This is a genomic window from Mesorhizobium sp. B2-6-1 (assembly GCF_006440475.1).
GTDB lineage: Bacteria > Pseudomonadota > Alphaproteobacteria > Rhizobiales > Rhizobiaceae > Mesorhizobium.
In genome coordinates, this window is the sequence record NZ_VFUH01000001.1 from 663820 (window position 1) to 688674 (window position 24855).

General features: G+C 63.8%; 31 protein-coding genes. 13 read left to right on the forward strand and 18 right to left on the reverse strand.

What is annotated here, in order from left to right; translation table 11 throughout:
- Nucleotides 1–15: 15 nt before the first annotated feature.
- From sucD to mdh, 7 genes are all read right to left on the reverse strand, one after another.
- Nucleotides 16–918, reverse strand: coding sequence for a succinate--CoA ligase subunit alpha (sucD, locus tag FJ443_RS03460; protein ID WP_140518080.1), 903 nt, complete (start codon nucleotides 916–918; stop codon nucleotides 16–18).
- 26 nt (nucleotides 919–944) lie between these two features.
- Nucleotides 945–1361 carry a PIN domain-containing protein gene (locus FJ443_RS03465; RefSeq protein ID WP_140662761.1) on the reverse strand — a complete coding sequence of 139 codons (417 nt, stop codon included), beginning with the start codon at nucleotides 1359–1361 and terminating at the stop codon, nucleotides 945–947.
- A complete protein-coding gene (locus FJ443_RS03470) occupies nucleotides 1288–1593 on the reverse strand; it encodes a hypothetical protein (protein ID WP_140492797.1) in 306 nt (101 codons plus the stop codon). Before FJ443_RS03470 ends, FJ443_RS03465 begins: the two co-directional genes overlap by 74 nt.
- 83 nt (nucleotides 1594–1676) lie before the next feature.
- Nucleotides 1677–2174 carry a DUF1579 family protein gene (locus FJ443_RS03475; protein ID WP_140662763.1) on the reverse strand — a complete coding sequence of 166 codons (498 nt, stop codon included), beginning with the start codon at nucleotides 2172–2174 and terminating at the stop codon, nucleotides 1677–1679.
- 3 nt (nucleotides 2175–2177) lie between these two features.
- Complete coding sequence (locus FJ443_RS03480; RefSeq protein WP_140524969.1) at nucleotides 2178–2549, reverse strand: cupin domain-containing protein; 372 nt, start codon at nucleotides 2547–2549, stop codon at nucleotides 2178–2180.
- A gap of 4 nt (nucleotides 2550–2553) precedes the next feature.
- Entirely contained in the window at nucleotides 2554–3747 is a 1194-nt protein-coding gene (gene sucC / locus FJ443_RS03485; RefSeq protein ID WP_140492804.1) for an ADP-forming succinate--CoA ligase subunit beta, read from the reverse strand.
- A 30-nt stretch (nucleotides 3748–3777) separates the two neighbouring features.
- Nucleotides 3778–4746: a malate dehydrogenase gene (gene mdh / locus FJ443_RS03490; protein WP_140492808.1), complete on the reverse strand. Its 969-nt coding sequence runs from the start codon at nucleotides 4744–4746 to the stop codon at nucleotides 3778–3780.
- A gap of 236 nt (nucleotides 4747–4982) precedes the next feature.
- Here mdh and FJ443_RS03495 point away from each other — a divergent pair, with 236 nt between their 5' ends.
- The gene (locus FJ443_RS03495; RefSeq protein WP_140662765.1) at nucleotides 4983–5423 is read left to right on the forward strand and encodes a GNAT family N-acetyltransferase; all 441 of its coding nucleotides are present in this window, start codon (nucleotides 4983–4985) and stop codon (nucleotides 5421–5423) included.
- Between the two features lie 21 nt (nucleotides 5424–5444).
- Here the strand turns inward: FJ443_RS03495 and zapE are convergent, their stop codons facing one another.
- From zapE to FJ443_RS03510, 3 genes are all read right to left on the reverse strand, one after another.
- Nucleotides 5445–6704, reverse strand: coding sequence for a cell division protein ZapE (gene zapE / locus FJ443_RS03500; RefSeq protein ID WP_140566682.1), 1260 nt, complete (start codon nucleotides 6702–6704; stop codon nucleotides 5445–5447).
- A gap of 27 nt (nucleotides 6705–6731) precedes the next feature.
- Nucleotides 6732–7271 (reverse strand): protease inhibitor Inh/omp19 family protein, encoded by a 540-nt coding sequence (locus FJ443_RS03505; RefSeq protein WP_140492818.1) that lies wholly within the window; start codon nucleotides 7269–7271, stop codon nucleotides 6732–6734.
- Nucleotides 7272–7407: 136 nt separating this feature from the next.
- Nucleotides 7408–7851: a hypothetical protein gene (locus FJ443_RS03510; RefSeq protein ID WP_140492821.1), complete on the reverse strand. Its 444-nt coding sequence runs from the start codon at nucleotides 7849–7851 to the stop codon at nucleotides 7408–7410.
- A 129-nt stretch (nucleotides 7852–7980) separates the two neighbouring features.
- On the opposite strand from FJ443_RS03510, the gene FJ443_RS03515 reads away from it, so the two are divergent.
- From FJ443_RS03515 to FJ443_RS03550, 8 genes are all read left to right on the forward strand, one after another.
- Nucleotides 7981–9000 (forward strand): MBL fold metallo-hydrolase, encoded by a 1020-nt coding sequence (locus tag FJ443_RS03515; protein WP_140662768.1) that lies wholly within the window; start codon nucleotides 7981–7983, stop codon nucleotides 8998–9000.
- Nucleotides 9001–9089: 89 nt separating this feature from the next.
- A complete protein-coding gene (locus tag FJ443_RS03520) occupies nucleotides 9090–9251 on the forward strand; it encodes a DUF1328 family protein (protein WP_140518074.1) in 162 nt (53 codons plus the stop codon).
- 72 nt (nucleotides 9252–9323) lie between these two features.
- A complete protein-coding gene (dapF, locus tag FJ443_RS03525; RefSeq protein WP_140518073.1) occupies nucleotides 9324–10208 on the forward strand; it encodes a diaminopimelate epimerase in 885 nt (294 codons plus the stop codon).
- Nucleotides 10208–11533 (forward strand): tRNA (N(6)-L-threonylcarbamoyladenosine(37)-C(2))-methylthiotransferase MtaB, encoded by a 1326-nt coding sequence (gene mtaB, locus FJ443_RS03530; RefSeq protein ID WP_140524972.1) that lies wholly within the window; start codon nucleotides 10208–10210, stop codon nucleotides 11531–11533. The genes dapF and mtaB overlap by 1 nt, the downstream gene beginning before the upstream one ends.
- 12 nt (nucleotides 11534–11545) lie before the next feature.
- Entirely contained in the window at nucleotides 11546–13381 is a 1836-nt protein-coding gene (gene ftsY, locus FJ443_RS03535) for a signal recognition particle-docking protein FtsY (protein WP_140580161.1), read from the forward strand.
- A gap of 51 nt (nucleotides 13382–13432) precedes the next feature.
- Nucleotides 13433–14107, forward strand: a complete 675-nt coding sequence (locus FJ443_RS03540) for a septation protein A (RefSeq protein ID WP_140559284.1) — start codon at nucleotides 13433–13435, stop codon at nucleotides 14105–14107.
- A 24-nt stretch (nucleotides 14108–14131) separates the two neighbouring features.
- On the forward strand, nucleotides 14132–14752 hold the full coding sequence (locus FJ443_RS03545) for a pyridoxamine 5'-phosphate oxidase family protein (RefSeq protein ID WP_140662771.1): 621 nt from the start codon (nucleotides 14132–14134) through the stop codon (nucleotides 14750–14752).
- 30 nt (nucleotides 14753–14782) lie between these two features.
- Nucleotides 14783–15313, forward strand: a complete 531-nt coding sequence (locus FJ443_RS03550; RefSeq protein ID WP_140662773.1) for an NADPH-dependent FMN reductase — start codon at nucleotides 14783–14785, stop codon at nucleotides 15311–15313.
- A gap of 3 nt (nucleotides 15314–15316) precedes the next feature.
- On the opposite strand, the gene FJ443_RS03555 is transcribed toward FJ443_RS03550, so the two are convergent.
- Together FJ443_RS03555 and FJ443_RS03560 are read right to left on the reverse strand one after the other, a co-directional pair.
- Entirely contained in the window at nucleotides 15317–15523 is a 207-nt protein-coding gene (locus FJ443_RS03555; RefSeq protein WP_013892236.1) for a 4-oxalocrotonate tautomerase family protein, read from the reverse strand.
- A gap of 23 nt (nucleotides 15524–15546) precedes the next feature.
- The gene (locus FJ443_RS03560) at nucleotides 15547–16464 is read right to left on the reverse strand and encodes an SMP-30/gluconolactonase/LRE family protein (RefSeq protein WP_140662775.1); all 918 of its coding nucleotides are present in this window, start codon (nucleotides 16462–16464) and stop codon (nucleotides 15547–15549) included.
- A 310-nt stretch (nucleotides 16465–16774) separates the two neighbouring features.
- Between FJ443_RS03560 and FJ443_RS03565 the strand changes: the two genes are divergently transcribed.
- On the forward strand, nucleotides 16775–16942 hold the full coding sequence (locus tag FJ443_RS03565; RefSeq protein ID WP_140492852.1) for a hypothetical protein: 168 nt from the start codon (nucleotides 16775–16777) through the stop codon (nucleotides 16940–16942).
- A gap of 115 nt (nucleotides 16943–17057) precedes the next feature.
- Here the strand turns inward: FJ443_RS03565 and FJ443_RS03570 are convergent, their stop codons facing one another.
- Entirely contained in the window at nucleotides 17058–17651 is a 594-nt protein-coding gene (locus FJ443_RS03570; RefSeq protein WP_140662777.1) for a hypothetical protein, read from the reverse strand.
- A 44-nt stretch (nucleotides 17652–17695) separates the two neighbouring features.
- Entirely contained in the window at nucleotides 17696–18313 is a 618-nt protein-coding gene (locus tag FJ443_RS03575) for a TetR/AcrR family transcriptional regulator (RefSeq protein WP_140662779.1), read from the reverse strand.
- A gap of 74 nt (nucleotides 18314–18387) precedes the next feature.
- On the opposite strand from FJ443_RS03575, the gene FJ443_RS03580 reads away from it, so the two are divergent.
- A complete protein-coding gene (locus tag FJ443_RS03580; RefSeq protein ID WP_140880322.1) occupies nucleotides 18388–19671 on the forward strand; it encodes an MFS transporter in 1284 nt (427 codons plus the stop codon).
- Between the two features lie 71 nt (nucleotides 19672–19742).
- Here the strand turns inward: FJ443_RS03580 and FJ443_RS03585 are convergent, their stop codons facing one another.
- Nucleotides 19743–19970 (reverse strand): hypothetical protein, encoded by a 228-nt coding sequence (locus FJ443_RS03585; RefSeq protein ID WP_224518939.1) that lies wholly within the window; start codon nucleotides 19968–19970, stop codon nucleotides 19743–19745.
- Nucleotides 19971–20223: 253 nt separating this feature from the next.
- Between FJ443_RS03585 and typA the strand changes: the two genes are divergently transcribed.
- Nucleotides 20224–22053: a translational GTPase TypA gene (gene typA, locus FJ443_RS03590; RefSeq protein WP_140492867.1), complete on the forward strand. Its 1830-nt coding sequence runs from the start codon at nucleotides 20224–20226 to the stop codon at nucleotides 22051–22053.
- A gap of 60 nt (nucleotides 22054–22113) precedes the next feature.
- Here the strand turns inward: typA and FJ443_RS03595 are convergent, their stop codons facing one another.
- Entirely contained in the window at nucleotides 22114–22740 is a 627-nt protein-coding gene (locus FJ443_RS03595; protein ID WP_140518065.1) for a DUF1062 domain-containing protein, read from the reverse strand.
- 399 nt (nucleotides 22741–23139) lie between these two features.
- Here FJ443_RS03595 and FJ443_RS03600 point away from each other — a divergent pair, with 399 nt between their 5' ends.
- A complete protein-coding gene (locus FJ443_RS03600) occupies nucleotides 23140–23754 on the forward strand; it encodes a LysE family translocator (protein WP_140518106.1) in 615 nt (204 codons plus the stop codon).
- 3 nt (nucleotides 23755–23757) lie between these two features.
- On the opposite strand, the gene FJ443_RS03605 is transcribed toward FJ443_RS03600, so the two are convergent.
- Nucleotides 23758–24081: a YciI family protein gene (locus FJ443_RS03605; protein WP_140662781.1), complete on the reverse strand. Its 324-nt coding sequence runs from the start codon at nucleotides 24079–24081 to the stop codon at nucleotides 23758–23760.
- Between the two features lie 129 nt (nucleotides 24082–24210).
- Nucleotides 24211–24774, reverse strand: a complete 564-nt coding sequence (locus FJ443_RS03610; RefSeq protein WP_140518063.1) for a peroxidase-related enzyme — start codon at nucleotides 24772–24774, stop codon at nucleotides 24211–24213.
- Nucleotides 24775–24855 lie beyond the last annotated feature (81 nt).

The window sequence follows — 24855 nt, forward strand, 5'->3', positions numbered from 1 at the left end:
ACTATTGACTACTCACTAGCCCTTAATTGCCTCGACCAGCGTCGTGCCCAGCCGGGCCGGCGATGGCGAAACTTTTATCCCGGCCGATTCCATTGCCGCGATCTTGTCTTCGGCGCCGCCCTTGCCGCCCGAGATAACCGCGCCCGCATGGCCCATGGTGCGGCCGGCCGGCGCCGTGCGTCCGGCGATGAAGCCCGCCATCGGCTTGCGGCGGCCGCGTTTGGCCTCGTCCTTGAGAAACTGCGCGGCGTCTTCCTCGGCCGAGCCGCCGATCTCGCCGATCATGATGATCGACTTGGTCTCGTCGTCGGCGAGGAACATTTCGAGCACGTCGATGAATTCGGTGCCTTTGACGGGATCGCCACCGATGCCGACAGCGGTGGTCTGGCCGAGGCCGACATTGGTGGTCTGGAACACGGCTTCATAGGTAAGCGTTCCCGAGCGCGAAACAACACCGACCGAACCCTTGCGGAAGATGTTCCCGGGCATGATGCCGATCTTGCATTCGTCGGGGGTGAGCACGCCGGGACAGTTCGGGCCGATCAGCCGCGACGTCGAACGGTCGAGTCGCGCCTTGACCTTGATCATGTCCATGACGGGAATGCCTTCGGTGATGCAGACGATGAGCGGGATTTCGGCCTCGATGGCCTCGATGATGGCTTCGGCAGCACCCGCCGGCGGCACATAGACGACGGAAGCGTTGGCGCCGGTCTTGGCCTTGCCCTCGGCGACGGTGGCGAAGATCGGCAGGTTCTCGCCCTTGGCGCCGGTCCAGGTCTCGCCGCCCTTCTTGGGATGGATGCCGCCGACCATCTTGGTCCCGTGATAGGCCAGCGCCTGTTCGGTGTGGAAGGTGCCGGTCTTGCCGGTCAGGCCCTGCACGAGCACCTTTGTGTTCTTGTCGACGAGAATGGACATGGTGAGAACGCCTCTGAATTCAGCGATTACAAGAAAGGATTGACGGCTCGCACCGAGCCATAAACCTGGTTGTGGTTGAGATCTTCGGTGTAGAAAATCGGCGCGCCGAGATATCCGGCTGCGGCAAGAAGCGCGGCGTCGTAGTAGTGAATTCCGTAGCGGCGGGCGAGGTCCAGTCCTGCGCGAACATAGCTTTCGTCGACAGGCACCAGCGGACAAGTGCCGAGGAGGACCAGCCATTGGTCGAGCAGATCATCCCCCAGAAGGGATTTTCCTCGCGCCACCGCTGTGAATTCGGCCAAGGTTTGCCCCGACACGCCAAAGATAGTGCTCGATACCAGGTCTTCTGCGATTGGCGCGCGACGTGGGTCACGATTCTTCTCCGAAGCCGCGTAGATCAGGACGTTCGTGTCGAGAAAGCAGTCGATCTTCCCGGTCGGCATAGGCGTCCCTTCGATCCCACTTGTAGGGGGTGTCGGCGCTGTCGCTCCGTTTCGCAGCCTCGTCCATAAGCCGCTTCATTCCCGCCTTGGCCCAGGCAATCCGATCTTCCTGCTCGACTTCATGCGCAAGCAGTGAACGAATGAGGGCGTTGAGCGTCGTCTTGCGACGTCCGGCAAGGCCTCGCGCCTTCTCAAGCAGTGCCTCGTCCATGGCCAGGGTGACGTTCTTCATCGCTCGTCTCCACATAAACACACAGCCAATATATGTGTGATTATGTGTCTTTCTTCAACCGCTTTGCCCAGGATCTCCATCGCTCAGCCATCCCCCAAAACGGAAGGCGGGACGCGCCGGTAGAGGCCGCTCACCATGTCTTGCCAGCCGTCGCTGCCGACGGGCTGGAATTGCAGTCGCATGCGATAGCTGTCGCTGCCGTCGAAAGCGTAGGTCACGCGTGCGGCCCCGCGCGGCGACGAGCGCAACAGCGTCAGTGTGTTGCCCTCCCACGTGCCGGAGGCCGGCGAGGCCGGCACAAAGCCCATCGAATCGAACTGATGCATGGTGACAAGGCTGTTTTGCCGGTCGAAGCCGAACACGCTGTGCGCGCCGAACGAAATCGTCCCGTCGCGGCGCTGGCGATAGCGTTGCACTACGAACAGGCCGCCGAACTGTGCCTCTGCCAGTACTTCCGAAGTCGCTGAGCCCCCATCGGCCCATTGTGTGTCCGCGACCTCTTCCTCGCCACGCCACGCGCCGACCAGCGCCTGCAGGCGCTGGTGATCGGGCGAGAGCGAGGAGAAGGAGGCCGCGTTCATGGTTCAGAGCCGCTTCAGGTCGGTGACGGTGAGAGCGCTCTTGGCGTTGCCGGTGTTGAGCGTCGTCGCCGGCTCGAACATCAGCACCACCGGTTCCGGTGTCAGCGAACGCGGCCGGTGCTCGACGCCGCGCGGCACGACGATGAAATCGCCTTCGCCGAGCTCGACCGGACCGTCGCGGAAATCGATGGCGATGCGGCCGCGCAGCACGAGGAAGGCTTCGTCTTCGTTGTCATGGGCGTGCCAGTCGAAAACCGCGCCGAACTTGGCGACCTTCGCCTGGCTGTCATTGACGTCGCCGGCGATATGCGGATCGAAGACATCCGCGATCTTCGCATCCGCAGCCTCGACGAGGTTTATCTTGCGTGGAGGCACTTGATCAGCCCTTCACCGCCGCCACGATCTTCTTGGCCGCGTCGTCAAGATCGTCGGCTGACACGACGTTGAGGCCGCTGTCGTTGATGATCTTCTTGCCGAGTTCGGCATTGGTGCCTTCCAGGCGCACGACCAGCGGCACTTTCAGGCCGACTTCCTTGACCGCGGCGATGACGCCCTCGGCGATGATGTCGCATTTCATGATGCCGCCGAAGATGTTGATCAGGATGCCCTTGACCGCCGGATCCCTGGTGATGATCTTGAAGGCCGCCGTCACCTTTTCTTTCGACGCGCCGCCGCCGACATCGAGAAAGTTGGCCGGCTCGGCGCCGTAGAGCTTGATGATGTCCATCGTCGCCATGGCGAGGCCGGCGCCATTGACCATGCAGCCGATATTGCCGTCGAGCGCGACATAGGCGAGGTCGTATTTCGACGCCTCGATCTCCTTCTCGTCCTCTTCGGTGGTGTCGCGCAGCTCGAGCACATCCGGATGGCGAAACAGCGCGTTGTTGTCGAACGACACCTTGGCGTCGAGGACGCGCAGCCGGCCGTTCTTCATGACGATCAGGGGATTGACCTCGAGCAGGCTCATGTCCTTCTCGACGAAGGCCTTGTAGAGGATCGGGAACAGCGTGCCGCCGTCCCTGGCAGCATCGCCGTCGAGCTTCAGCGCGCCATTGAGTTTCTTCACGTCATCCGCGGTAACGCCCTTTTCCGGATCGATGGCGACGGTGATGATCTTTTCCGGCGTGTCGTGGGCGACCGCCTCGATGTCCATGCCGCCTTCGGTCGAGACGACGAAGGCGATGCGGCCGACCGAACGGTCGACCAGAACAGACAGATAGAGCTCGCGCTCGATATCGGCGCCATCCTCGATATAGAGCCGGTTGACCTGCTTGCCGGCCGGGCCGGTTTGCTTGGTCACCAGCGTGTGGCCGAGCATCTCGTTGGCGTTGGCGACGACGTCGGCGACCGACTTGGCCAGCCGCACGCCGCCCTTGGCGTCAGGCCCGAGCTCCTTGAACTTGCCCTTGCCGCGGCCGCCGGCATGGATCTGGCTCTTCACCACATAGAGCGGGCCGGGCAGCGCCTTGGCGGCGGCTTCCGCCTCATCGGCCTTGAACACCGGCACGCCTTGGGCCACCGGCGCGCCAAAGCCCTTCAGCAGCGCCTTGCCCTGATATTCATGGATGTTCATCTGGATCGTCTCCGGATCAGCTGCTGGGGTTCACTTCGAGGCGAGTTGCGGCGCGATCTTGACGCAGGCCTCGGTCAGGCCTTGCACCGCCGCTACCGAGCTATCGAACATCTTCTGCTCTGGCTTGGAAAGCTCGATCTCGATGACGCGCTCGACGCCACCGGCGCCGATCACCACGGGAACGCCGACATAGGTGTTCTTCACGCCATACTGGCCGGAAAGGTGGGCCGCGCAAGGCAGCACACGCTTCTTGTCCTTGAGATAGGCTTCGGCCATCGAGATCGCCGATGCGGCCGGCGCATAATAGGCCGAGCCGGTCTTCAACAGGCCGACGATCTCGGCGCCGCCGTCGCGGGTGCGCTGCACGATTTGGTCGAGCTTCTCCTTCGAGGTCCAGCCCATCTTGACGAGATCGGGCAGAGGAATGCCTGCAACCGTCGAATAGCGGATCATCGGCACCATGGAATCGCCATGGCCGCCGAGCACGAAGGCGGTGACGTCCTCGACCGAGACCTTGAACTCCTCGGCCAGGAAATAGCGGAAGCGAGCGCTGTCAAGCACGCCGGCCATGCCCACGACATGGGTGTTGGGCAGGCCGGAAAACTTCTGCAGCGCCCAGACCATCGCATCCAGCGGATTGGTGATGCAGATGACGAAGGCCTTCGGCGCGTACTTCTTCAGGCCGGCGCCGACCTGTTCCATGACCTTGAGGTTGATGCCGAGCAGATCGTCGCGGCTCATGCCCGGCTTGCGCGGCACGCCGGCGGTGACGATGCAGACGTCCGCCCCTTCGATCCCGGCATAGTCGTTGACGCCGGTCAGCCTGGAATCGAACCCGTCGACCGGCGACGATTGCGCAATATCGAGCCCCTTGCCCTGCGGGATGCCTTCGGCAATATCGAACAGAACCACGTCGCCGAGGTCCTTGAGGCCGATCATGTGAGCGAGCGTGCCGCCGATCATGCCAGAGCCGATAAGCGCTATCTTGTTGCGTGCCATGTCAGGATAGTTTCCCTTTGTTCGTGATGTCGCTCAAATCGCTGACGATCTGATGACGGCGTCGAGGAAGAGACCGGAATGCTGCGGGGATCCCGCGAGATTTCGCCGCACCCAATAGCCCCGGCGCCGCGTAAATTCAAACGATTATTTTGGAGCGAGCGTTTTCAATCGGTTAGAGTGACCGGGAATTACGTAAACGTAAAAGTTTGAAAACTCGACTGGGGAAAATCTACACGATGAAGATGGAGATCGTAAGACTTGATGCCGGCAATGACGCCCTTGTGATGCGGGTCGCCGAGGATGTGTTCGACGAACCGGTCAGGCCAGATCGATTGGCAGTCTATCTCAGGGAACCCGGCCACTTCATGGTCGTGGCGCTCGCCGACGGCGTGACCGTCGGTCAATGCGCCGCCATCATTCACCGTCATCCCGACAAGGCGACGGAGCTCTACATCGACGAGGTCGGCGTATCGCCGGCCTTCCAGCGCCAGGGCATCGCGCGAAAGATGCTCGACGCGATGTTTGCGATCGGCAGGGAGAATGGCTGCGAAGAAGCCTGGGTCGGCACCGAGCCGGACAACCGTGCCGCCCGCGCGCTTTACGAGTCGCGCGAGGAGACGCACGAGGAGACGCACGAGTCAGCAGAGAGCTTCCTCATGTATGTTTATCAACTGTAGCGAGGCTGACAGGAGTTCGGCCTATCTTCGTCCTAGGGTGCGCGCTTCGCTTTGCGTCGCTCCGCCCTGGGACGAAGGCGGCGTAGCCGGCGCCTGCCGCGCCTCCGGCGTCGTCTTCGCCTTCCGCCGCTCCGCCCAATCCTCCAGCCAGTCGCGGCTCTGCATCTCGATCAGCCGCGAAGCCGTGCGTTCGAACTCGAACACCTCGACGCCGCGCTTGGCCACATAGAGTTGCTGCGGCGGCGCTTCCGCGCTTACCACCAGCCTGATGTGATGGTCGTAGAGCGTGTCGACCAGCAGGATGAAGCGCTTGGCCTCGTTGCGCCGGCCTTCACCCAGCACCGGAATGTGGTCGATAAAGATGGTCGAGAAGCGGTCGGCAAGGGCCAGATAGTCGCGCGCGCCGAGTGGCTTCTCGCACAGATCGGCGAAGGAAAAACGCGCCGCGTCGCCGGCGGCGCGCGGAACGGCCAGCTGCCGGCCCTTGACGGCAAGCAACGTCTCGGCCGTCGGCGCGCCGCGCGTCATCGTTTGCCAAGCCGCGTCCATCGCCTCATCGGCCGCCGCATCGGTGGGCGTGACATAGACCGGCGTACGGGCAAGCTTTTCCAGCCGATAGTCCTTGTCGGCATCGAGCGAGAGCACCTGCGCGTGCCGTTCCAATATGCCGATGAAGGGCAGGAAAAGCTGACGGTTCAGCCCGTCGCGATAGAGATTTTCCGGTGCCACGTTCGACGTCGCCACCAGCACCACGCCGCTGGCGAACAGCGCCGAAAACAGCCGGGACAGGATCATCGCATCGGCGATGTCGGTGACCGAGAACTCGTCGAAACACAGTACCCAGGCCTGTTCGGCAAGCGCCCGCGCCACCGGCGGAATCGGATCGTCTTCCCTCACCGTGCCGTCCTTGCGCTCCTGCCGGTGCTTCTGGATGCGGTCCTGCACCTCGGCCATGAAGTCGTTGAAATGCACGCGGCGCTTGCGCCGCACCGGCAGCAGCTCGAAGAACAAGTCCATCAACATGGTCTTGCCGCGGCCGACGCCGCCATGGATGTAGAGGCCCTTGACCGCCTCGTGCGTCTCGCGCCTTCGGGCGAAGAGCCAGCCAAGCGCGCTCGATTTGTGCGCCAGCCGCTTCACCGAAATCTCTGATATCAGCCGGTCGAGAGCGGTGACGATCCGCTCCTGCGCCGGATCGCGCTCGATGGCACCGGTGTCGACCAGATGGTCGTAACGCTGCCTGACGGTCACATGGGTCTGGAGGCCGTCACGCAGATGCATAGGTCACGTCGTTGTCGAGGGATTGGCTTACCTTGTAAGCGAGATCGGCAGGCCATTGGAAGTCTGGCCGTCGAATTTCGAGCCGCCCGAGGAATAGAGCCGTGCCAGCGTGCCGCCATTCTCATCGTAAAGCGTCAACTGCTTGCCGGCGACGTTCCATGACTTGATGCCGTCGATCGGCGCCGGGCAATGCAGCGGTCCGGCGCGGAAACCGGCGCCGAATTTGGTCTGCGGCGTCGCCACCTTGCAGCTCTGGCCGGAAACGCTGGCGTTCCATACGCCGGCGACACTGGCCGCGGTCAGGTCCGGCGCACCCGCCGGCGCCGAACCGTCCGGCGGCAAGGAGGCGACCTGGCTGTTCTGCGGGGCGGTCGGGAATTGCGAAGGATCCGTGGTGCCGGGGGAGGCCGGGGGCGGCAACTGGTTGGCCGTCACCTGACCGGACGGCGCCGGCTGCAGCGGCGCCGGCTGCTGGTCGTCCATCGAGGAAAACCGTGAGGTTGAGCAGCCGCTCGCAACGAGCGCCGCCAGCGATACGGCCACCAGGGCTGTTTTCGAAAAAGTCATTTCAACCTCCGTCGGATCCGGCGGGGCTGCCGTCCGCACAATGTCGCCCTCCACCAAGATGGAGAAGGTGGCGAAATTTCAACCCGATATGGTTAAAATAGGGTTTGCGCCAAGAATTGTTGCAAATTTGTCGCTATCATCCGGCCAGCGGAGCGCTCGGCACGAATATATAGCCGTCCGGTCCGACGACATAGCTCTCGCGCAGGCCGTGCGGCTTGTCGATCGCTCCGGCCAGCACGATGTGGCCGTGATCGCGCGCGGCGGCCTCGACCGCATCCGGATTGGCGCCGTAAAGGCGCAGTTCGATGCCGGCGCCGCGTGTCTCGGCGCCGGCGATCGTCCCTGTCATGGCATTGTCGAGATAGGAATGGTCGGCGTGCAGCATGAACACCGAGCCCAGCAGCTCGATCGCCGCGAAATCCTCGTCGGCATAGATGATATCGGCGCCGAGCACGTCGCGGCAGAAGGCTTCCATGGCCGCCATGTCGCTCACCAGCAGGTTGACGCCGATGCCGCGCGCCAGCGAGCGGCCGAAATCCCCGGCCTTCATCCATGGTGTCCTGGTCCGCTTCATCGCCATGGCATCGTCCTCCCCAATCCGATCCTACTCAAGCCGGCCGCCCGGGCCGTTGGCATTCGGCCGGCAAACGCTTGCGCCAGCCGGCACAAGGGCTATGTCTATCAAGACGAAATTCGCTGGAGCCGCAAATTGGCTGCGAGACCGAAAGCCGCCAATCGCTACTATAACGGCCCGCCCAGCGATCATTTCGACGGAACCTTGTTCTTCAATCCCGGCGGCCAGCCGCCGGCGCGTTTCGCCGATCTGCTGAAATGGCAGTTCAATGGCCAACGCTCGAAATGGCCGGCCACCAATCCGAGCCCCTTTCCGCAGGCAAAGCCGCCTGCACGTGTCGAGGGCGCCGGCCTGACCGTGACCATGGTCGGTCATTCCACGCTGCTGGTCCAGACCGCGGGCCTGAACATCCTCACCGATCCGGTATGGTCGCTGCGGGCCTCGCCGTTCTCCTTCGTCGGGCCGAAACGCGTCAACGCGCCGGGCATCGCCCTGGCCGACCTGCCGCCGATCGATCTCGTGCTGGTCAGCCACAATCACTACGACCATCTCGACATCGCGACGCTGAAGCAGCTCAAGGCCAGGCACGACCCGCTGGTGGTGACCCCGTTCGGCAATGACGTCCTGATTGGCGGGGCGGTTCCCGGCATGCGGCTCTCGGCGCATGACTGGGGCGACGGGGTCGACATCGGCGATGGCGTGGCCGTCCATGTCGAGCCGGCGCATCACTGGTCGGCGCGCGGCACACGCGACCGGCGCATGGCGCTATGGGCCGGCTTCGTCATCGAGACGCCGGCCGGCCGGATCTATTTCGCGGGCGATACCGGCTTCCATGACGGCATCAACTACCGGCTCATGGCTCACAAGCACGGCGGCTTCCGCTTCGCCATCCTGCCGATCGGCGCCTATGAGCCGCGCTGGTTCATGGCCTCGCAGCATCAAAACCCGGAGGAGGCGGTGCAAGGCATGACATTGTGCAACGCCGCCTATGCGGCCGGCTGCCATTGGGGCACGTTCCAGCTCACCGACGAACCGATCGACGAGCCGGCACGCAAGCTCGACGAGGCGCTGGAGGCCGAGGGCCTGCCGCGCGAACGTTTTCGCGCCTTGCGGCCAGGTGAGGTCTGGGACGTGCCGCAGGAAGCGGCGCTTTGACCGGGGCCGGCCGCGGCCGGCGGAACCCGAGCGCCACCGGCGCGTTTGTTGAAGGGGCTTCGATTTCTATCGCTTTGCGAGGCATTTCCATGCTTAAATGGATCATCATTCTCCTGATTATCGCCGCCGCTGCGAGCCTGCTCGGCATGCCGGCATTAGCAGGTGCGGCCGCCACCGGCGCGCGCATCCTGATCGGTATCGTGCTGATCATATTCCTGCTGATCGTGCTCGGCGTCTTCGCCGTCACCTGAAGGCGCGATGCACTGGTAATTCCCGCCCTTTTCCGCCATATAGCGGCAAACAGTACGGAATGACCGGAAGAAATGGCAGGCACCGCCCCTTTCGCCAAGATGAACGGCATCGGCAACGAGATCATCGTTGCCGACATGCGCGGCCGTGCCGACCGGGTGACGCCGACAGCTGCGATCGCGCTCAACGCCGATGCCTCGACGCGGTTCGACCAGATCATGGCGATCCATGAGGCGCGGACGCCGGGTACGGCCTATTTCATCGACATATTGAATTCGGACGGCTCGGGCGCGCAGGCCTGCGGCAACGGCATGCGCTGCGTCGTCCAGGCGCTGGCGGCCGAGACCGGACAAAAGACATTCACCTTCGAGACCGTCGCCGGAATCCTCAACGCGCAGGAACATGCCGACGGCTCGATCTCGGTCGACATGGGCACGCCGCGCTTCGGCTGGCGGGACATTCCGCTCGCTGAGGAGTTTCGCGATACCCGCATGATCGAATTGCAGGTCGGCCCGATCGACGCCCCGGTGCTGCATTCGCCCTCGGTCGTCTCCATGGGCAATCCGCATGCCATCTTCTGGGTCGACCGCGACGTCTGGTCCTACGAACTCGACCGCTTCGGACCGCTGCTCGAAAACCATCCGATCTTCCCCGAGCGCGCCAACATCACCATCGCGCAGGTGACCTCGCCCGACAGCATGATCATCCGCACCTGGGAACGCGGCGCCGGCCTGACCAAGGCTTGCGGCACGGCATCCTGCGCCGCCGTCGTGGCTGCGGCCCGCACCCGGCGCACCGGGCGCAGCGTCAATCTACTGACCCCCGGCGGCGGCTCGCTGCACGTCGAATGGCTTGAAAACGACCATGTCATCCTGACCGGTGCGGCCGAATGGGAGTTTTCCGGCAGCTTCGATCCCTCGAGCGGCGCCTGGGCGCGCGACACCGAAAGCGCGGCCTGATGCCCGCTCCTTTCAAGGATGGCGATGTGGGGAAGGGCCCCAATCGCATCGAACTGGTGACCTTCGGCTGCCGGCTGAACACTTATGAATCCGAGGTGATGCGGCGCGAGGCCGAAACTGCGGGCCTCGGTGGGCTGGCTGGCGGCGCCGTCATCTTCAACACCTGCGCCGTCACCGGCGAAGCGGTCCGCCAGGCCAAACAGGCGATCCGCAAGGCGCGCCGCGACAACCCCGAAGCTCGCATCATCGTCACCGGCTGCGCGGCGCAGACCGAGCCGCAGAATTTCGCGGCCATGGACGAGGTCGATCTCGTCCTTGGCAATGAGGAGAAGCTGAAGGCCAATTCCTATCGCGCGCTGCCGGATTTCGGCGTCAACGACAGCGAGAAGGCGCGCGTCAACGACATCTTCTCCGTACGCGAGACCGCCGGCCATATGGTCGATGCCATCGAGGGCAGGGCACGCGCCTTCGTGCAGGTGCAGAATGGCTGCGACCACCGCTGCACCTTCTGCATCATCCCCTATGGCCGCGGCAATTCACGCTCGGTGCCGATGGGCGCCGTGGTCGAACAGGTCAAGCGGCTCACCGGCAACGGCTATGCCGAGATCGTGCTGACCGGCGTCGACATGACCAGTTTCGGCGCCGACCTGCCGGGTGCGCCGAAACTCGGCAGGCTGGTGAAGACCATCCTGCGCCAGGTGCCGGACGTGAAGCGCCTGCGCCTCTCCTCCATCGATTCCATCGAGGCCGACGACGATTTGCTCGACGCCATCGCCACCGAGCCGCGGCTGATGCCGCATCTGCATCTGTCGCTGCAATCCGGCGATGACATGATTTTGAAGCGCATGAAGCGTCGGCATCTGCGCGATCAGTCGATCCGCTTCTGCGAAGACGTGCGCAAGCTGCGCCCTGACGTCGTCTTCGGCGCCGACATCATCGCCGGCTTCCCGACCGAGACGGAGGCGATGTTCGAAAATTCGGCAAAGATCGTCGAGGAATGCGGGCTGACCCACCTGCACGTCTTTCCGTTTTCGCCGCGCGAAGGCACGCCCGCCGCGCGCATGCCGCAGGTCCGCCGCGAAGTGATCAAGCAGAGGGCAGCCCGCCTGCGCGCCGCCGGCGAGACGGCATATCGCCGCCATCTGTCGTCGCTCTCCGGAACGCGCCAGTCGATCCTGATCGAGCGCGACGGGCTCGGCCGCACCGAAGGGTTTACGCTCGCCGCGCTCGCCACCGGCGCGCCGGGCGAGATCGTCGAAGCAACAGTCACCGGTCATGACGGCGCCCGGCTGATCGCGGCTCCGCTTGCCGCCCGTGCCGCCTGAGAAACGCAAGAGATGGCCGGGTTCTTCAAGAAGATATTTTCGTTCGGCAAGAAGGAGGTCGTCGAGGAGCGCGTCGACGAGACCGCCCCGCTGCCGCCGATCAAATGGGATCAGCTCGACACGCTGAAACCGGCGGCCGAGCAGGCCGTTCCGGAATTCCTGAAGCGGGAGGAGACCCAGGCTCAGCCTCCCGTCGAGCCCGCGCCGCCCGAGGAGCCGACACCCAAGCCTGCCCCGGCCATTCCGCCGGTGCCGGAGCCGACCATTCCGCCCGAGCCGGAACCGCTGCCGGAGCCGCTGCCGGAGGAGGAACCGGCACCGGCGCCAGAGCGCCCGGAGCCGCCGGCCCCTGAGAAAATTCCGACACCCCCGGCCATTCCGGAGCCTGCGCCCGAACCGCGGCCGCAGGAGGTACCGCAACCAGCGCCCGCCGAGCCGGAAATTGTCCCGTCGCGCCCGGAGCAGCTGCCGGAACCGGCACCCGCCGAAGTACCGACGCCCGCCGAAGTTCCGGTCGAGACGCCGGCGCCAATCGAGATTCCTGCGACACCGTCTTCCGCGCAGCCTTCACAGGCCGGCGCCGCCCCTCATCCGCCTGCCGGCACCCTCTCCCCGTATAGTGACGGGGAGAAGGAAGAAGCTGCAACGCCAACGCCTCCCTCTCCCCGTCCTTCACGGAGAGAGGGTAAGGGTGAGGGGCAGCGCCAGCCTATCGAGAACCTGGCACCCAGTGCCGAAACCGCCGCCGAAATCTCGCCGCCAATTCGCCAGCCTGCGCCCATCGAGCCGCGGCCTGTACGCGCCGAAATCGCGCCGGAACCTGAGGCAGTTCCCGTCCCGCCGAAGCCTGCGCCCGCCCCCGGAAAGGTAACGGTCGCCAGAAAGGTGGAGCAGAAGGCCGAGCCGCAGAAGGCGCCGGCGCCGGCGCCGCGGCGCTCCTGGTTCCAGCGCATGCGGGACGGGCTTGCCCGCTCCTCGCGCGAATTGTCGGGCAACATTGCCGGCGTCTTCACCAAGCGCAAGCTCGACGACGACACGCTGCAGGACCTGGAAGACGTGCTGATCCGCGCCGATCTCGGGCTGGAGACCGCCTTGCGCGTCACCGATTCGCTGGCCGCCAGCCGCTACGGCAAGGATGTCTCCGACGCCGAGGTCCGCACCGTGATGGCGCAGGAGGTCGAGAAGGTGCTGACCCCCGTCGCCCTGCCGCTGGAACTCGATCTCAGCCACAAGCCGCATGTCATCCTGGTGGTCGGCGTCAACGGTACCGGCAAGACCACGACCATCGGCAAGTTGGCGGCCAAACTGACCGATGGCGGCCTGTCGGTGATGCTCGCCGCCGGCGACACGTTCCGCGCCGCCGCTATCGAGCAGCTCAAGATCTGGGGCGAGCGGACGAAATCGCCGGTCATCGCCTCCAAGCTCGGCGCCGATGCCGCCGGCCTCGCCTACGATGCTTTCGAGAAGGCGAAGGAAGCAGGCTCCGACGTGCTGATCATCGATACCGCCGGCCGCCTGCAGAACAAGGCCGAGCTGATGGCGGAACTCGAGAAGATCGTGCGCGTGCTGGGCAAGCTCGATCCGGAAGCGCCGCACACCGTGCTGCAGACGGTCGACGCCACCACCGGCCAGAACGCGCTCAACCAGGTGGAGATCTTCCGCAACATCGCCGGCGTCAACGGCCTGGTGATGACCAAGCTGGACGGGACGGCGCGTGGCGGTATTCTGGTGGCGATCGCGGCAAAACACAGATTGCCGGTCTATTTCATCGGCGTCGGCGAACAGGTCGACGACCTCGAACCGTTCTCGGCAAGCGAATTCGCCAGGGCGATCGCTGGCGTTGCCTAACGGCATGATCCCGGAAGTTGCTTCAACCGGATCGTGCGTAAGAAGGAAGATATGAACCCACCCATTCTCGAACGCGATCCGTCCGACCCGCAGAAAGAGAAGAAGGAAGGCGTCAACCCGCTGCTCAAGCTCGTTCTCGAGCTAGGGCCGCTGCTGGTGTTCTTTTTCGCCAATGCGCGAGGCGAATGGCTGACGCAGAAATTCCCGGCGCTGGCGGAATTCGGCGGCCCGATCTTCGTCGCCACCGGCCTGTTCATGGCCGCCACCGCGATCGCGCTGGTCGCGTCCTGGCTGCTCACCCGCACCCTGCCGATCATGCCGATGGTGTCGGGCGTCGTCGTCTTCATCTTCGGCGCGTTGACGCTCTACCTGCAGGACGACATCTTCATCAAGATGAAGCCGACCATCGTCAACACGCTGTTCGGCGGCGTGTTGCTCGGTGGGCTGTTCTTCGGCAGATCTCTGCTCGGCTACGTCTTCAATTCCGCCTTCAGGCTCGATGCCGAGGGCTGGAGAAAACTCACCTTTCGCTGGGGCCTGTTCTTCCTGTTCCTGGCCCTCGTCAACGAGGTGGTGTGGCGGAATTTTTCGACCGATGCCTGGGTTACCTTCAAGGTCTGGGGCATCATGCCGATCACGCTTCTGTTCACCTTCAGCCAGATGCCGCTGATCCTGCGCCATTCGCTGGACGACAAGACCGGCGGCGAAGAGAAGGCCGGCAAGTAAGGCCTGCAAATTGGGGGGAGTGCCATGGAATTCGTCACCACGCGCGAAGAGCTGCGGACGATCTACAAGACGCCGCGTCCGACGGATGGTTCGATCCGCAAAGAATCGAAGGCGCTGGACGGCCATTGCCGCTCCTTCATCGGCAAGAGCCCCTTCGTGCTGATCGGCTCCTCCGACGGCGAAGGCAATGCCGATGTGACGCCCAAAGGCGACAAGCCAGGATTCGCCGCCGTGCTTGACGACAGGACCATCGCCATCCCCGACCGGCCCGGCAACAACCGGCTGGATACGCTGGAGAACATCCTGCTCAATCCGTCGGTCGGGCTGCTGTTCCTCATTCCCGGCATGAACGAGACGCTGCGCGTCAACGGCGACGCCCGCATCACCGTCGACGCGGGTTTGCGCGAACGGCTGGCCGTCGACGGCAAGGAGCCGCAGAGCGTCGTCGTGGTCGCCGTCAAGGCCGCCTACATGCATTGCGCCAAGGCCTTCATGCGCTCCGAGCTTTGGAAGCCGGAGAGCTGGCACGATCGCGCCACGCTGCCGACGCTCGGCCAGATCCTGCGCGACCAGCTGGCGCTCGCCGATTCGGCCGAGGCGACCGACCGCTGGCTGGACGACGAATACAAGCAGACGATGTGGTAGCCTGCGCGGAAGATTCGTCCGAGCGTCGCCTTGCTGAACCTCCTTGCCATTTCCGGCAGCCTGCGGGCGGCCTCCACCAATTCGGGCCTGGTCGCGGCACTGGCGTGGAACGCGCCAGAGGGCTGCCGCGTCGCCATCCATGAAGGACTCGGCCTGCTGCCGATCTTCAACCCCGACGACGAGGGTGAGCGGACGCCGTCCGAAGCGTCCAGGCTGATCGATGCCGTCACCGCCGCCGACGGCGTCATCATCTCATGCCCGGAATATGCGCATGGCGTGCCGGGCGGCCTGAAGAATGCGCTCGACTGGCTGGTCTCGCGCGATGCCGCCGTCCACAAGCCGGCCATGCTGGTGCACGCCTCGCCGCGCTCGCTCTATGCCCGCGCCGCATTGGCGGAGATCATGCGCACCATGTCCTTCGCGCTTCATGACGGCGGGCTGGAGATCGGGCTGCTCGGCAAGAAGCCAGCTGAGGTGGAGGCCGTCCTGGGGGAGCAGGCGAACGCGTTGGCAATGCGCGATGCGTTGTCCGCCTTCGCGGATTTCATTCGCGCGCGTTAGCGCCTACCCTTTTCTCAGCGTCTCGACATCGGTCTTGCCGACATACCAGTCGCGGGCGTTGACCTCCTCGAAGACCACCCAGACATCGTCATTGCCGAGCCCGGTGGCGTCCATGATCGCCGCCGTGACTTTTTTGGCGATGTCGGCTTTCTTGCCGGCCGGATCGGCGGCGATCACTTCCTTGACGATGCGGATGTTGACGAATGGCATGACGTCCTCCCCTTTAATTCAGCTCAGTAGGTCTTGGCGCCGTTCACCATCAGCCGGACCATGTAGAGCGAAGTGGTGCCGGCGATGTAGAGACAGTTCAGCTTGGCGCCGCCGAACACGCAATTGGCCGTCACCTCGGGCACCTTGACCTTGCCGATCAGCGTTCCGTCCGGATCGTAGCAATGGATGCCATCGGCGGCGCTGGTCCAGATGCGCCCGGCATCGTCGAGCCTGAAGCCGTCGAACAGGCCTGCGGTGCAGTCGGCGAAGACTTTTTCACCCGAGATCTTCTTGCCGCCCTCGCCGACATTGAATACCCGCATATGCGCCGGGTTCTGCGCGCCATGCGTGCGGCCGGTGTCGACGACATAGAGCTTGCTCTCGTCGAGCGAGAAAGCCAGCCCGTTCGGCCTGACCATGTCGGTGATGACAGCCTCGACATCGCCGGTACCGGGATCGACCCGGTAGACATGGCAGGCGCCGATCTCGCTCTCGGCCCTGTCGCCCTCGTAATCGGTGTCGATGCCGTAGGTTGGATCGGTGAACCAGATCGAGCCGTCCGACTTGACCACCACGTCATTGGGCGAATTCAGCCGCTTGCCCTTCCATTTGGCGGCAATGGTGGTGACCGAACCGTCGAACTCGGTGCGGCTGACGCGGCGCCCCGAATGCTCGCAGGTCACCAGCCGGCCTTGCCGGTCGACGGTGTTGCCGTTGGAATTGCCGCATGGCTGCCGAAACACGCTGACGCTGCCGTCGGTCTCGTCGTAACGCATCATGCGGTTGTTCGGGATGTCGGACCAGACGACATAGCGGCCGGCGGCGAACCAGGCCGGCCCTTCCGCCCATCGGCAGCCGGTGAAGAGCTTGTCCACTTGCGCATTGCCGTTGAACAGCCGCGCAAAACGCGGATCGAGAATTTCATAGTCGGCGGCGGCCATTCTTTCCTCCCGGTAACGTTGGCAATCCGGCGGCGATCAAGCCAGCAGGAGATCGATATGGCAAGGTCGGCGGCGATGACATTTCCGCAATTTGTAAGACAAAACGACAGGAACAGGCATTCCCATCATGGGAAGGGCAATGCGCCGGCGCCGGGGGTGGCGTTCAGGCGCCATTAACCGGCTATGCACACAGCGCAATGGTGCATTGCAACATCTTCTTTTTGCGATGCACCATTCCTATGTCATGCTCCGTATCGATCAAGGGAGGAAGAAACCGGCCGCCAAAATGCGGCCCAGAAGGAAACTCGCTATGATCCTCGACAGCCTCTTGACCCGCGCCCGCAGCAGCATCGCCAAGCGCAAGAACTACAACCGCCTCGTCGCTGAAATCGACAGCTTCTCCAGCCGCGATCTGGCCGACATGCGCGCCGACCGCTCGGAAATGCTTTATCAGGTCCACAAGCAGATCTACGGCTAAGCCCACAACAAGCAGATCCGCGCGCTCCGAGACATTGCTGTTCCTCAACGGTGATGACGAGGGCGCGTGAAAACAGAAGCATTTGACGCGTCGGCGAGCAGCGAACGCTTGTCCTTCAATTGTCGACGCGCCCGAAAGCCGGCACCTCGCCGATGACGGTGCGCCGGTCCTTGCCGCAGGCGAAGGACCGTGCTTTCTCGTCGGCAAGCTTGCGCGCCTGATCGTTGGCGGCAGGATTTCCTGTAGCCAGCACCAGTGCGACCGTGCAGCCGTCGCGCGCATCTATTTGCGCGACCTTGGAGACGAGCAGCACGTCGGTGGGTTTCTTCTCGTCTTCCGGATTGCTGATCGAGCGGCGGTGAATGACCGCGAACGGCACCGCCTTGTCGCCGTCGGTCTCGATGCGCCACTCGATCCTGGCGCCTGAGGAATTGAAGCCGGAGAAACTTTCCCAGACCGATGTCATGTCGCCGCCGGGCGGGAAACCATAAAACAGCGATTCGCGCGCATCGTCATAGGCGATCAGCACCGGGTATCCACGATAGCCCGAACAGGCGAGGTCGGCCCAGTCGCCATCGCCGTCCCCGGCCTGCGCATAGGTGACGCAGTCGTTCTTCCAGTCGAGATCGGTGTAGGCGCTCGATATCTCGCCGGCATGCGCTGCCTGGCAGACGCTGGCGAGAACGAGCGGAAGAACCAGGCTGCGCATCGCGGACATCTCCGTTGAAGGTCGCAGCAGCCTATCGCCAACCACTATTTCTTCAAGCTCGCCTCGATCAGCAGATCGGCGTTTATGGCTACCGACGCCGCCGGGCCGCCGGCGCCGAACAACTGGCCGCTGATATAGGCGCCTTCGATCAGAAGCAGCAGACCATCGCCCAGCGTGTCGGCGTCGGCGGCATCCATCGCGGCGGCCATGGCGCGCAGGCGGCGGCGCAGTTCCTGCTTGTTGTCCTCACTCACCACGCGCGCCGGATGGCCGCGCTCGGGATATTCTACGGCCGCATTGGTCATGCCGCAGCCGCGATAGTCAGGCTTCTGCGTGCGCTTGCCGACGCGGGTCAGGAAGGCTCGAATTTGCGCGCGCGGATCGCCGGGATGGGCGTTCACCGCCTCGTCGAAGCGTTCCCAGAATTCGAGGTCGTATCGGCGCAGATAAGAGGCGGCCAATTCGTCCTTGGAGGGAAAGCTGCGATAGAGGCTGGGCTTGGTGACCCCTGCGCGCCTGACGATCTCATCGACGCCAATTGCCCTGATGCCTTGCCGGTAAAACAGATCGCGCGCCACGCCGAGTATCTTTTCCGCCGCCTTTGGCGGAGCCGACGCGTGAGCGCTGCTGATGGACGGTTCAATTTTATTGTCTGGTGGCATTCGCGGTCTCGGTTGACACTGTTACCGATCGGTACGTATACATGTTTCCATCCTGCAACGTACCGGTCAGTAACATGCTAGCTCAATCCCGTCCATTTGGCCAGCGCTACGCTTTCGTCGTGGTCGCCGTCATCTTTCTCTGCCTGCTGATCGCGGCCGGCCTGCGCTCCGCGCCAGCCGTCATGATGCTGCCGCTGGAGGAAAGTTTTGGCTGGCGGCGCGACGTGGTGTCGCTGGCTGCCGCGGTCGGCATCTTCCTCTACGGCCTGACCGGACCGTTTGCCGCTGCGCTGATGGAGCGGATCGGGCTGCGGCGCACGCTGCTTGCCGCGCTTGTGGTGATGTCGGCCTCCACCGCGCTCAGCCTGCTGATGACCAAGCCATGGCATCTGCTGATCACCTGGGGCGTGTTTTCCGGCGTCGGCTCCGGCGCGGTCGCCACCGTGCTCGGCGCCACCATCGTCAACCGCTGGTTCAAGACCAACCGCGGTCTCGTCATGGGCTTGATGTCGGCCTCCAGCGCCACCGGTCTGCTGGTCTTCCTGCCGCTGCTGGCCTCGCTGGCGCAGTCAGGCGGCTGGAAGCCGGTCGTCACCGCCATCTCCGTCGCAACGGCCTGTCTGGTGCCGCTGGTGCTGCTGCTGGTGCCGGAACGCCCGGCATCGATCGGCATGGTGCGCTATGGCGCGGAAGCCGACGACGTGCCGCCGGTACCGCCGGCGGCACAAGGCAATTTCCTGACCCACACGCTGACCACGCTGCGTCGCGCCGCCGGCACGCGCGTCTTCTGGTACCTGTTCGCCACCTTCTTCGTCTGCGGTTTCACCACCAACGGGCTGGTCGGCACGCATCTCATCGCATTTTGCGGCGATATGGGCATCAACGAGGTGCAGGCGGCTGGCCTGTTGTCGATGATGGGCATTTTCGACCTGATCGGCACCACGCTGTCGGGCTGGCTCACCGACCGTTTCGATCCGCGCAAGCTGCTCGGCGTCTATTATGCGATCCGCGGCCTTTCGCTGATCTATCTGCCCTATTCCGGCTTTTCGGCGACCAGTCTGATCATCTTCGCCGTGCTTTACGGTCTCGACTGGATCGCCACCGTGCCGCCGACGCTGCGGCTCGCCAATGAAGCCTTCGGCGACCGCAGCGGCCCGATCGTGTTCGGCTGGATCGTCGCCGGCCATCAGGTGGGCGCGGCAACCGCCGCTTTCTTCGGCGGCACCATGCGCGAACTGCAGGGCAATTACGAACTGGCCTTCCTGATCGCCGGCATGACCGCGATTGCCGCCGCCTGTATCTCGCTCCTGATCAACACCAGCCGGCCGGCGTTCGACCCGGAGCCGCAAGCGGCATAGTGCGCCTTCGAACGAGGGGCGATCTTTCAATAAGGGGGAGATCGGCAGCTTCGCCAACGGCGCGCAGCCGATCAGTCGGGATAGCAGACTATCGGAACGTTGGGCCAAACCGCGCTATCGCAGTTGGCGCTTTGCTGCCTTTGCTTGAAGGCCGCGCTGACCGGCCCCGTCACCACCGGATCGACCCCATCGGGCGCATCCGCAAAGACCTGTTCGGCGCTCGGGATATCGCTCGGCAGAGCGGGCCGCGCTTCCTTGAGCGTCGCCGCGGATTGAGCGGCGCCGGCAGCCAGCAGCACGGCGAGAGCCGCAGTTGCGAGAATCGGCCGAAATTTGACGACTGCGTTGGTCATGGTGTTCGAACTGCCCGGGCCCGCAAAAGGTTCCCGCCTTGGTTAACAAAACCATTTCACATGGCGATGCTTAAGATTTGATGATTATTTGGTGTCGCGCTTCCTCTTTCGCAAATGCGAAAAACCCTGTATGAGCCGCGCAACACGAAAGAGGCGGCGCCTTTTGGCCTGCTGCCTGCAACGCTCCCGAGACCAGATCATGAACCTCCGCAATATCGCGATCATCGCGCACGTCGACCATGGAAAGACCACCCTTGTCGACCAGCTTCTGAAACAATCCGGCGCCTTCCGCGACAATCAGCGCGTCGCCGAACGCGCCATGGATTCCAACGACCTCGAAAAGGAACGCGGCATCACCATCCTGGCCAAGGCGACCTCGGTCGACTGGAAGGGCACCCGCGTCAACATCGTCGACACCCCCGGCCACGCCGATTTCGGCGGTGAGGTCGAGCGCATCCTGTCGATGGTGGATTCGGCGATCGTGCTGGTCGACGCCGCCGAAGGCCCGATGCCGCAGACCAAGTTCGTCGTCGGCAAGGCGCTCAAGGTCGGCTTGAAGCCCATCGTCGTCATCAACAAGATCGACCGGCCGGACGCCCGCCATGTCGAGGTGGTCAACGAGGTGTTCGACCTGTTTGCCGCGCTCGACGCCACCGACGAGCAGCTCGACTTCCCGATCCTTTATGGTTCGGGGCGCGACGGCTGGGTCTCGGAAAATCCGGAAGGTCCCAAAGACCAAGGCCTGTCGCCGCTGTTCGACCTCGTCCTCAAACATGTGCCCGCGCCGACCGTGCATCCGGGTCCGTTCCGCATGATCGGCACCATCCTGGAAGCCAATCCGTTCCTCGGCCGTATCATCACCGGCCGCATCGAGAGCGGAACGCTGAAGGCCAACCAGGCGGTCAAGGTGCTGCATCATGACGGTACCCAGATCGAAACCGGTCGCATCTCCAAGATACTGGCCTTCCGCGGCCTCGAGCGCCAGCCGATCGAAGAAGCGCAGGCGGGCGACATCGTCGCCATTGCCGGCCTGTCCAAAGGCACCGTCGCCGACACGTTCTGCGACCTGAGCGTGAGCGAGCCGCTGCACGCACAGCCGATCGATCCGCCGACCGTGACCATGTCTTTTCTCGTCAACGATTCACCGCTGGCCGGCACGGAAGGCGACAAGGTGACCAGCCGCGTCATCCGCGACCGCCTGCTGCGCGAAGCCGAGGGCAATGTCGCGCTCAAGATCGAGGAATCGCCCGACAAGGATTCCTTCTTCGTGTCGGGCCGCGGCGAATTGCAGCTTGCCGTGCTGATCGAGACCATGCGCCGCGAGGGCTTTGAAATCGCCGTGTCGCGGCCGCGCGTCGTCATGCAGAAGGGCGAGAACGGCGAATTGCTGGAGCCGGTCGAGGAAGTCGTCATCGACGTCGACGAGGAGCATGCCGGTGTCGTCGTGCAAAAAATGTCCGAGCGCAAGGCCGAGATGGTCGAATTGCGCCCCTCCGGCGGCAACCGCCAGCGCCTCGTCTTCCACGCGCCGACGCGCGGCCTGATCGGCTACCAGTCGGAACTCTTGACCGACACGCGCGGCACCGCCGTGATGAACCGGCTGTTCCATGCCTATGAGCCCTATAAGGGCGAACTGCCCGGCCGCACCAACGGCGTGCTGATCTCCAACGAGCAGGGCGAGTCCGTCGCCTACGCCATGTGGAACCTGGAGGATCGTGGCCCGATGGTCATCGATCCGGGCGTCAAGGTCTATCAGGGCATGATCATCGGCATCCACTCCCGCGACAACGACCTGGAAGTGAACGTGCTGAAGGGCAAGAAGCTGACCAACATCCGCGCCGCCGGCAAGGACGAGGCGGTCAAGCTGACACCGCCGATCCGCATGACGTTGGAGCGCGCGCTGGCCTGGATCCAGGACGACGAGCTGGTCGAGGTGACACCGAAGACCATCCGCCTGCGCAAGCTTTATCTGGATCCCAACGAGCGCAAGCGCTTCGAGAAATCGTCCAAGGCCGTCGGCGCCGCGTAATTTCTGCTTTCTGATCGTATCCGGGAGGGGCGGAGCACCAGGTGCTTCGCCCTCTGCCGTTCATCCCCTGGCGGCAGATATGATGGCCTGCCGGTCGGGTTCGCCGGCCAGATCGACGCGGACCGTCGTCCCGTCGCGTGCCGGCTTGCGCAAAGCCTTGGCCCCGTCGCAATCGACAACCAACAGGCCTTTCTCCTCCAGGGCTTGAAGTCGCGACCGTGAGATGCCGAGTTCGTTGGCGAGCAAACGATCGAGCCGCAGCGATATCGGGATTTCGAGCCCGAGCCGGAGCTCCAGCACGCTTGCAGCTTCGCTTGTCCCGCCAAGCGCCGTCTTGTGCACGTCGACGTCGGGAAACTCCTCGACACGCCACACCTGGCCGCGCAGTGCGGTCACATCGAATGCATGGCGCCGGGCAAGTGCTGCATCGTTGCTCTCCAGCGCCCGCAGCAGCGCCGGCTCGATGTCGCGGCGGTTGCGGCGCTCAAAAATGCCGAAATTCCAGGAATTGTCGCAGTTGATACAACGATAGATCAGCCAGGCGTCAATGCGCTTCCCGTTGGCGTTGACGCGGAACTTTCCGCTGCTGCGATAGGCTTTGACGCCGCCGCAGCGATTGCAGGTGATCAGGGGACGTGGTGCGGTTTGAGGCGCGACCGTCCAGCGGATGCGCAGAATAGAAGACATGCCGATATGCCCTTCCCGTCGGGAAGTTCATCAGGTCGGCAATGTCGAGATGCCCAGGCGGGCGCGGCGTGGCGGTAGGCTGCGGTTCTTGGGATCAGGCGTCGCGGCGCATGCGACAGCGGTTCAGCAGTGCCAAACCGGTCTCGAACCGCCGCCCAGAGGAACACATGAAATGGAAAAAGGCACCGTTGTGGCGGCGCCATGCATTGTGTCGGGGGAGTTGACGAGACCGGCGGTTACGTAGGCAAAGTGAAGCTCGAAATTGTTTCGCGGCGATCTATCTAGCCGCGAGATGCCGGGCCGGCAAGCATGTTGATGCTACCGAAGCTCGATCGCTTGCGCTAATGTCTGGCATTGCTAATGTCTGGCATTGAAGGTTTTCAAGCCGAGATCCTCGCCATGCACCTCACCTCGCTCCTGATCTTCGCCGCCGCGCTCTTCGTGGCCGCCGGTTCGCCGGGTCCTTCGATCGCGGCACTCGTCGCCCGCGTCATCGCCAAGGGATTTCGCGACGTGTTCCCGTTCCTGCTCGCCATGTGGATCGGCGAGGGCATCTGGCTGTCCCTGGCGGTGTTCGGGCTGGCGGTGGTGGCGCAGACTTTCCATTTCGCTTTCGTCATCGTCAAATGGGTCGGCGTCGCCTATCTCGCTTACCTCGCCTGGAAGATGTGGACCGCGCCTGTCGAAGCGAAAGAAGGCGAGATGCCGCGCGAGGACTCGCCCGGCAAACTGTTCTTCGCCGGCATGGCCGTGACGCTCGGCAACCCCAAGATCATGATGTTCTACCTGGCCTTGCTGCCGACCATCATCGACCTTGCTTCGGTGACGGTGGTTGGCTGGCTCGAGCTGACGGCGACCATGGCGGTGGTGCTTGTTATCATCGACCTTGCCTGGGTGCTTGCCGCCGCCCAGGCGCGCAAGCTCCTGAAGAGCAAGCGCGCCATGAGAATCGCCAACCGCGTCAGCGCCACCACCATGGCCGGTGCAGCCGCGGCGATCGCGGCGCGCTCGTGACCGTCACATCATTTCGACGATCGGCGCGATCTCGACGCTGAAGGCCGGGTTCATCAGGATCGGGCAATCCCTGGCCTTGGCGACGGCATCGTCGATGTCCCTGGCTTCCACGATCGTGTAGCCGGCGGTCGGGTTGCTGCCGCCATTGTTCTCGACCTTGCCGTCGGGCAGCACCGTCTTCGACATGCCGACCGGATTGCCGCCATCGATCACGGCCGAGCCGAGCTTGCCGTACCAGCCGTTCCAGGCATCCATCGCGGCTTTGCGTTCGGCCTCCTCGGTCGGCATCTTGCCGGAGCCGTGATAGACATAGAGAAATTTCGCCATGTTCTCCTCCCTTGTCGGCGGCATCGAACCGGCATGCGGTCATGCCGCCCGGCGATCATCGGACCAAACCGGCAAACAAGCAATGAGAATGAGCGATAGCTAATATACTGCCGAGTCAGGCCCTGATCGTCACCTTGCCATGGCGTGGTACTCGGGGTTCGGGCGCATATCGATTGCCGCCGCCACCCGGTTCGACATGTTGAAGAAGGCGGCCGTGGAGGCGATGTCCCAAATGTCGCGATCGGTGAAGCCGGCCATACGCAGGGCCGCGCGGTCGGCTTCGACGATCTTGGCCGGCTCCTCTGTCAGCTTGACCGCGAATTCCAGCATCGCGACCTGCTTCGATGAAAGATCGGCGGCGCGGAAATTCATTACCATCATCTCGCCGAGCGAAGGGTCGCCCGACAGCTGCCGCACGGCGGCGCCATGCGCCGTCAAGCAGTAGTAGCAATGGTTGATGGAGGAGACAGCGACCGCGATCATCTCGCGCTCCAGCTTCGACAGGCCTGAATCACCCAGCATCAGATCATTGTACATGTCGGTGAAGGCACGCAGCTTCTTGTCGTCGAAGGCATAGGCGCGCAACACGTTGGGGACCAGGCCGAGCTTCTCCTCGCATTTGGCGAAATAGGTCCTGGTCGCATCGCTCAGTTCAGCGGCGGCGAGATCGAGCGCGGTGATCTTGTCGGTCATGGGCATTCCTCCTCGTTTGTCGCCGGCTGCCGCCGAATTGCGATAATTCTTGGCACGCCGTCAAACCTTTGTCGCCAAATA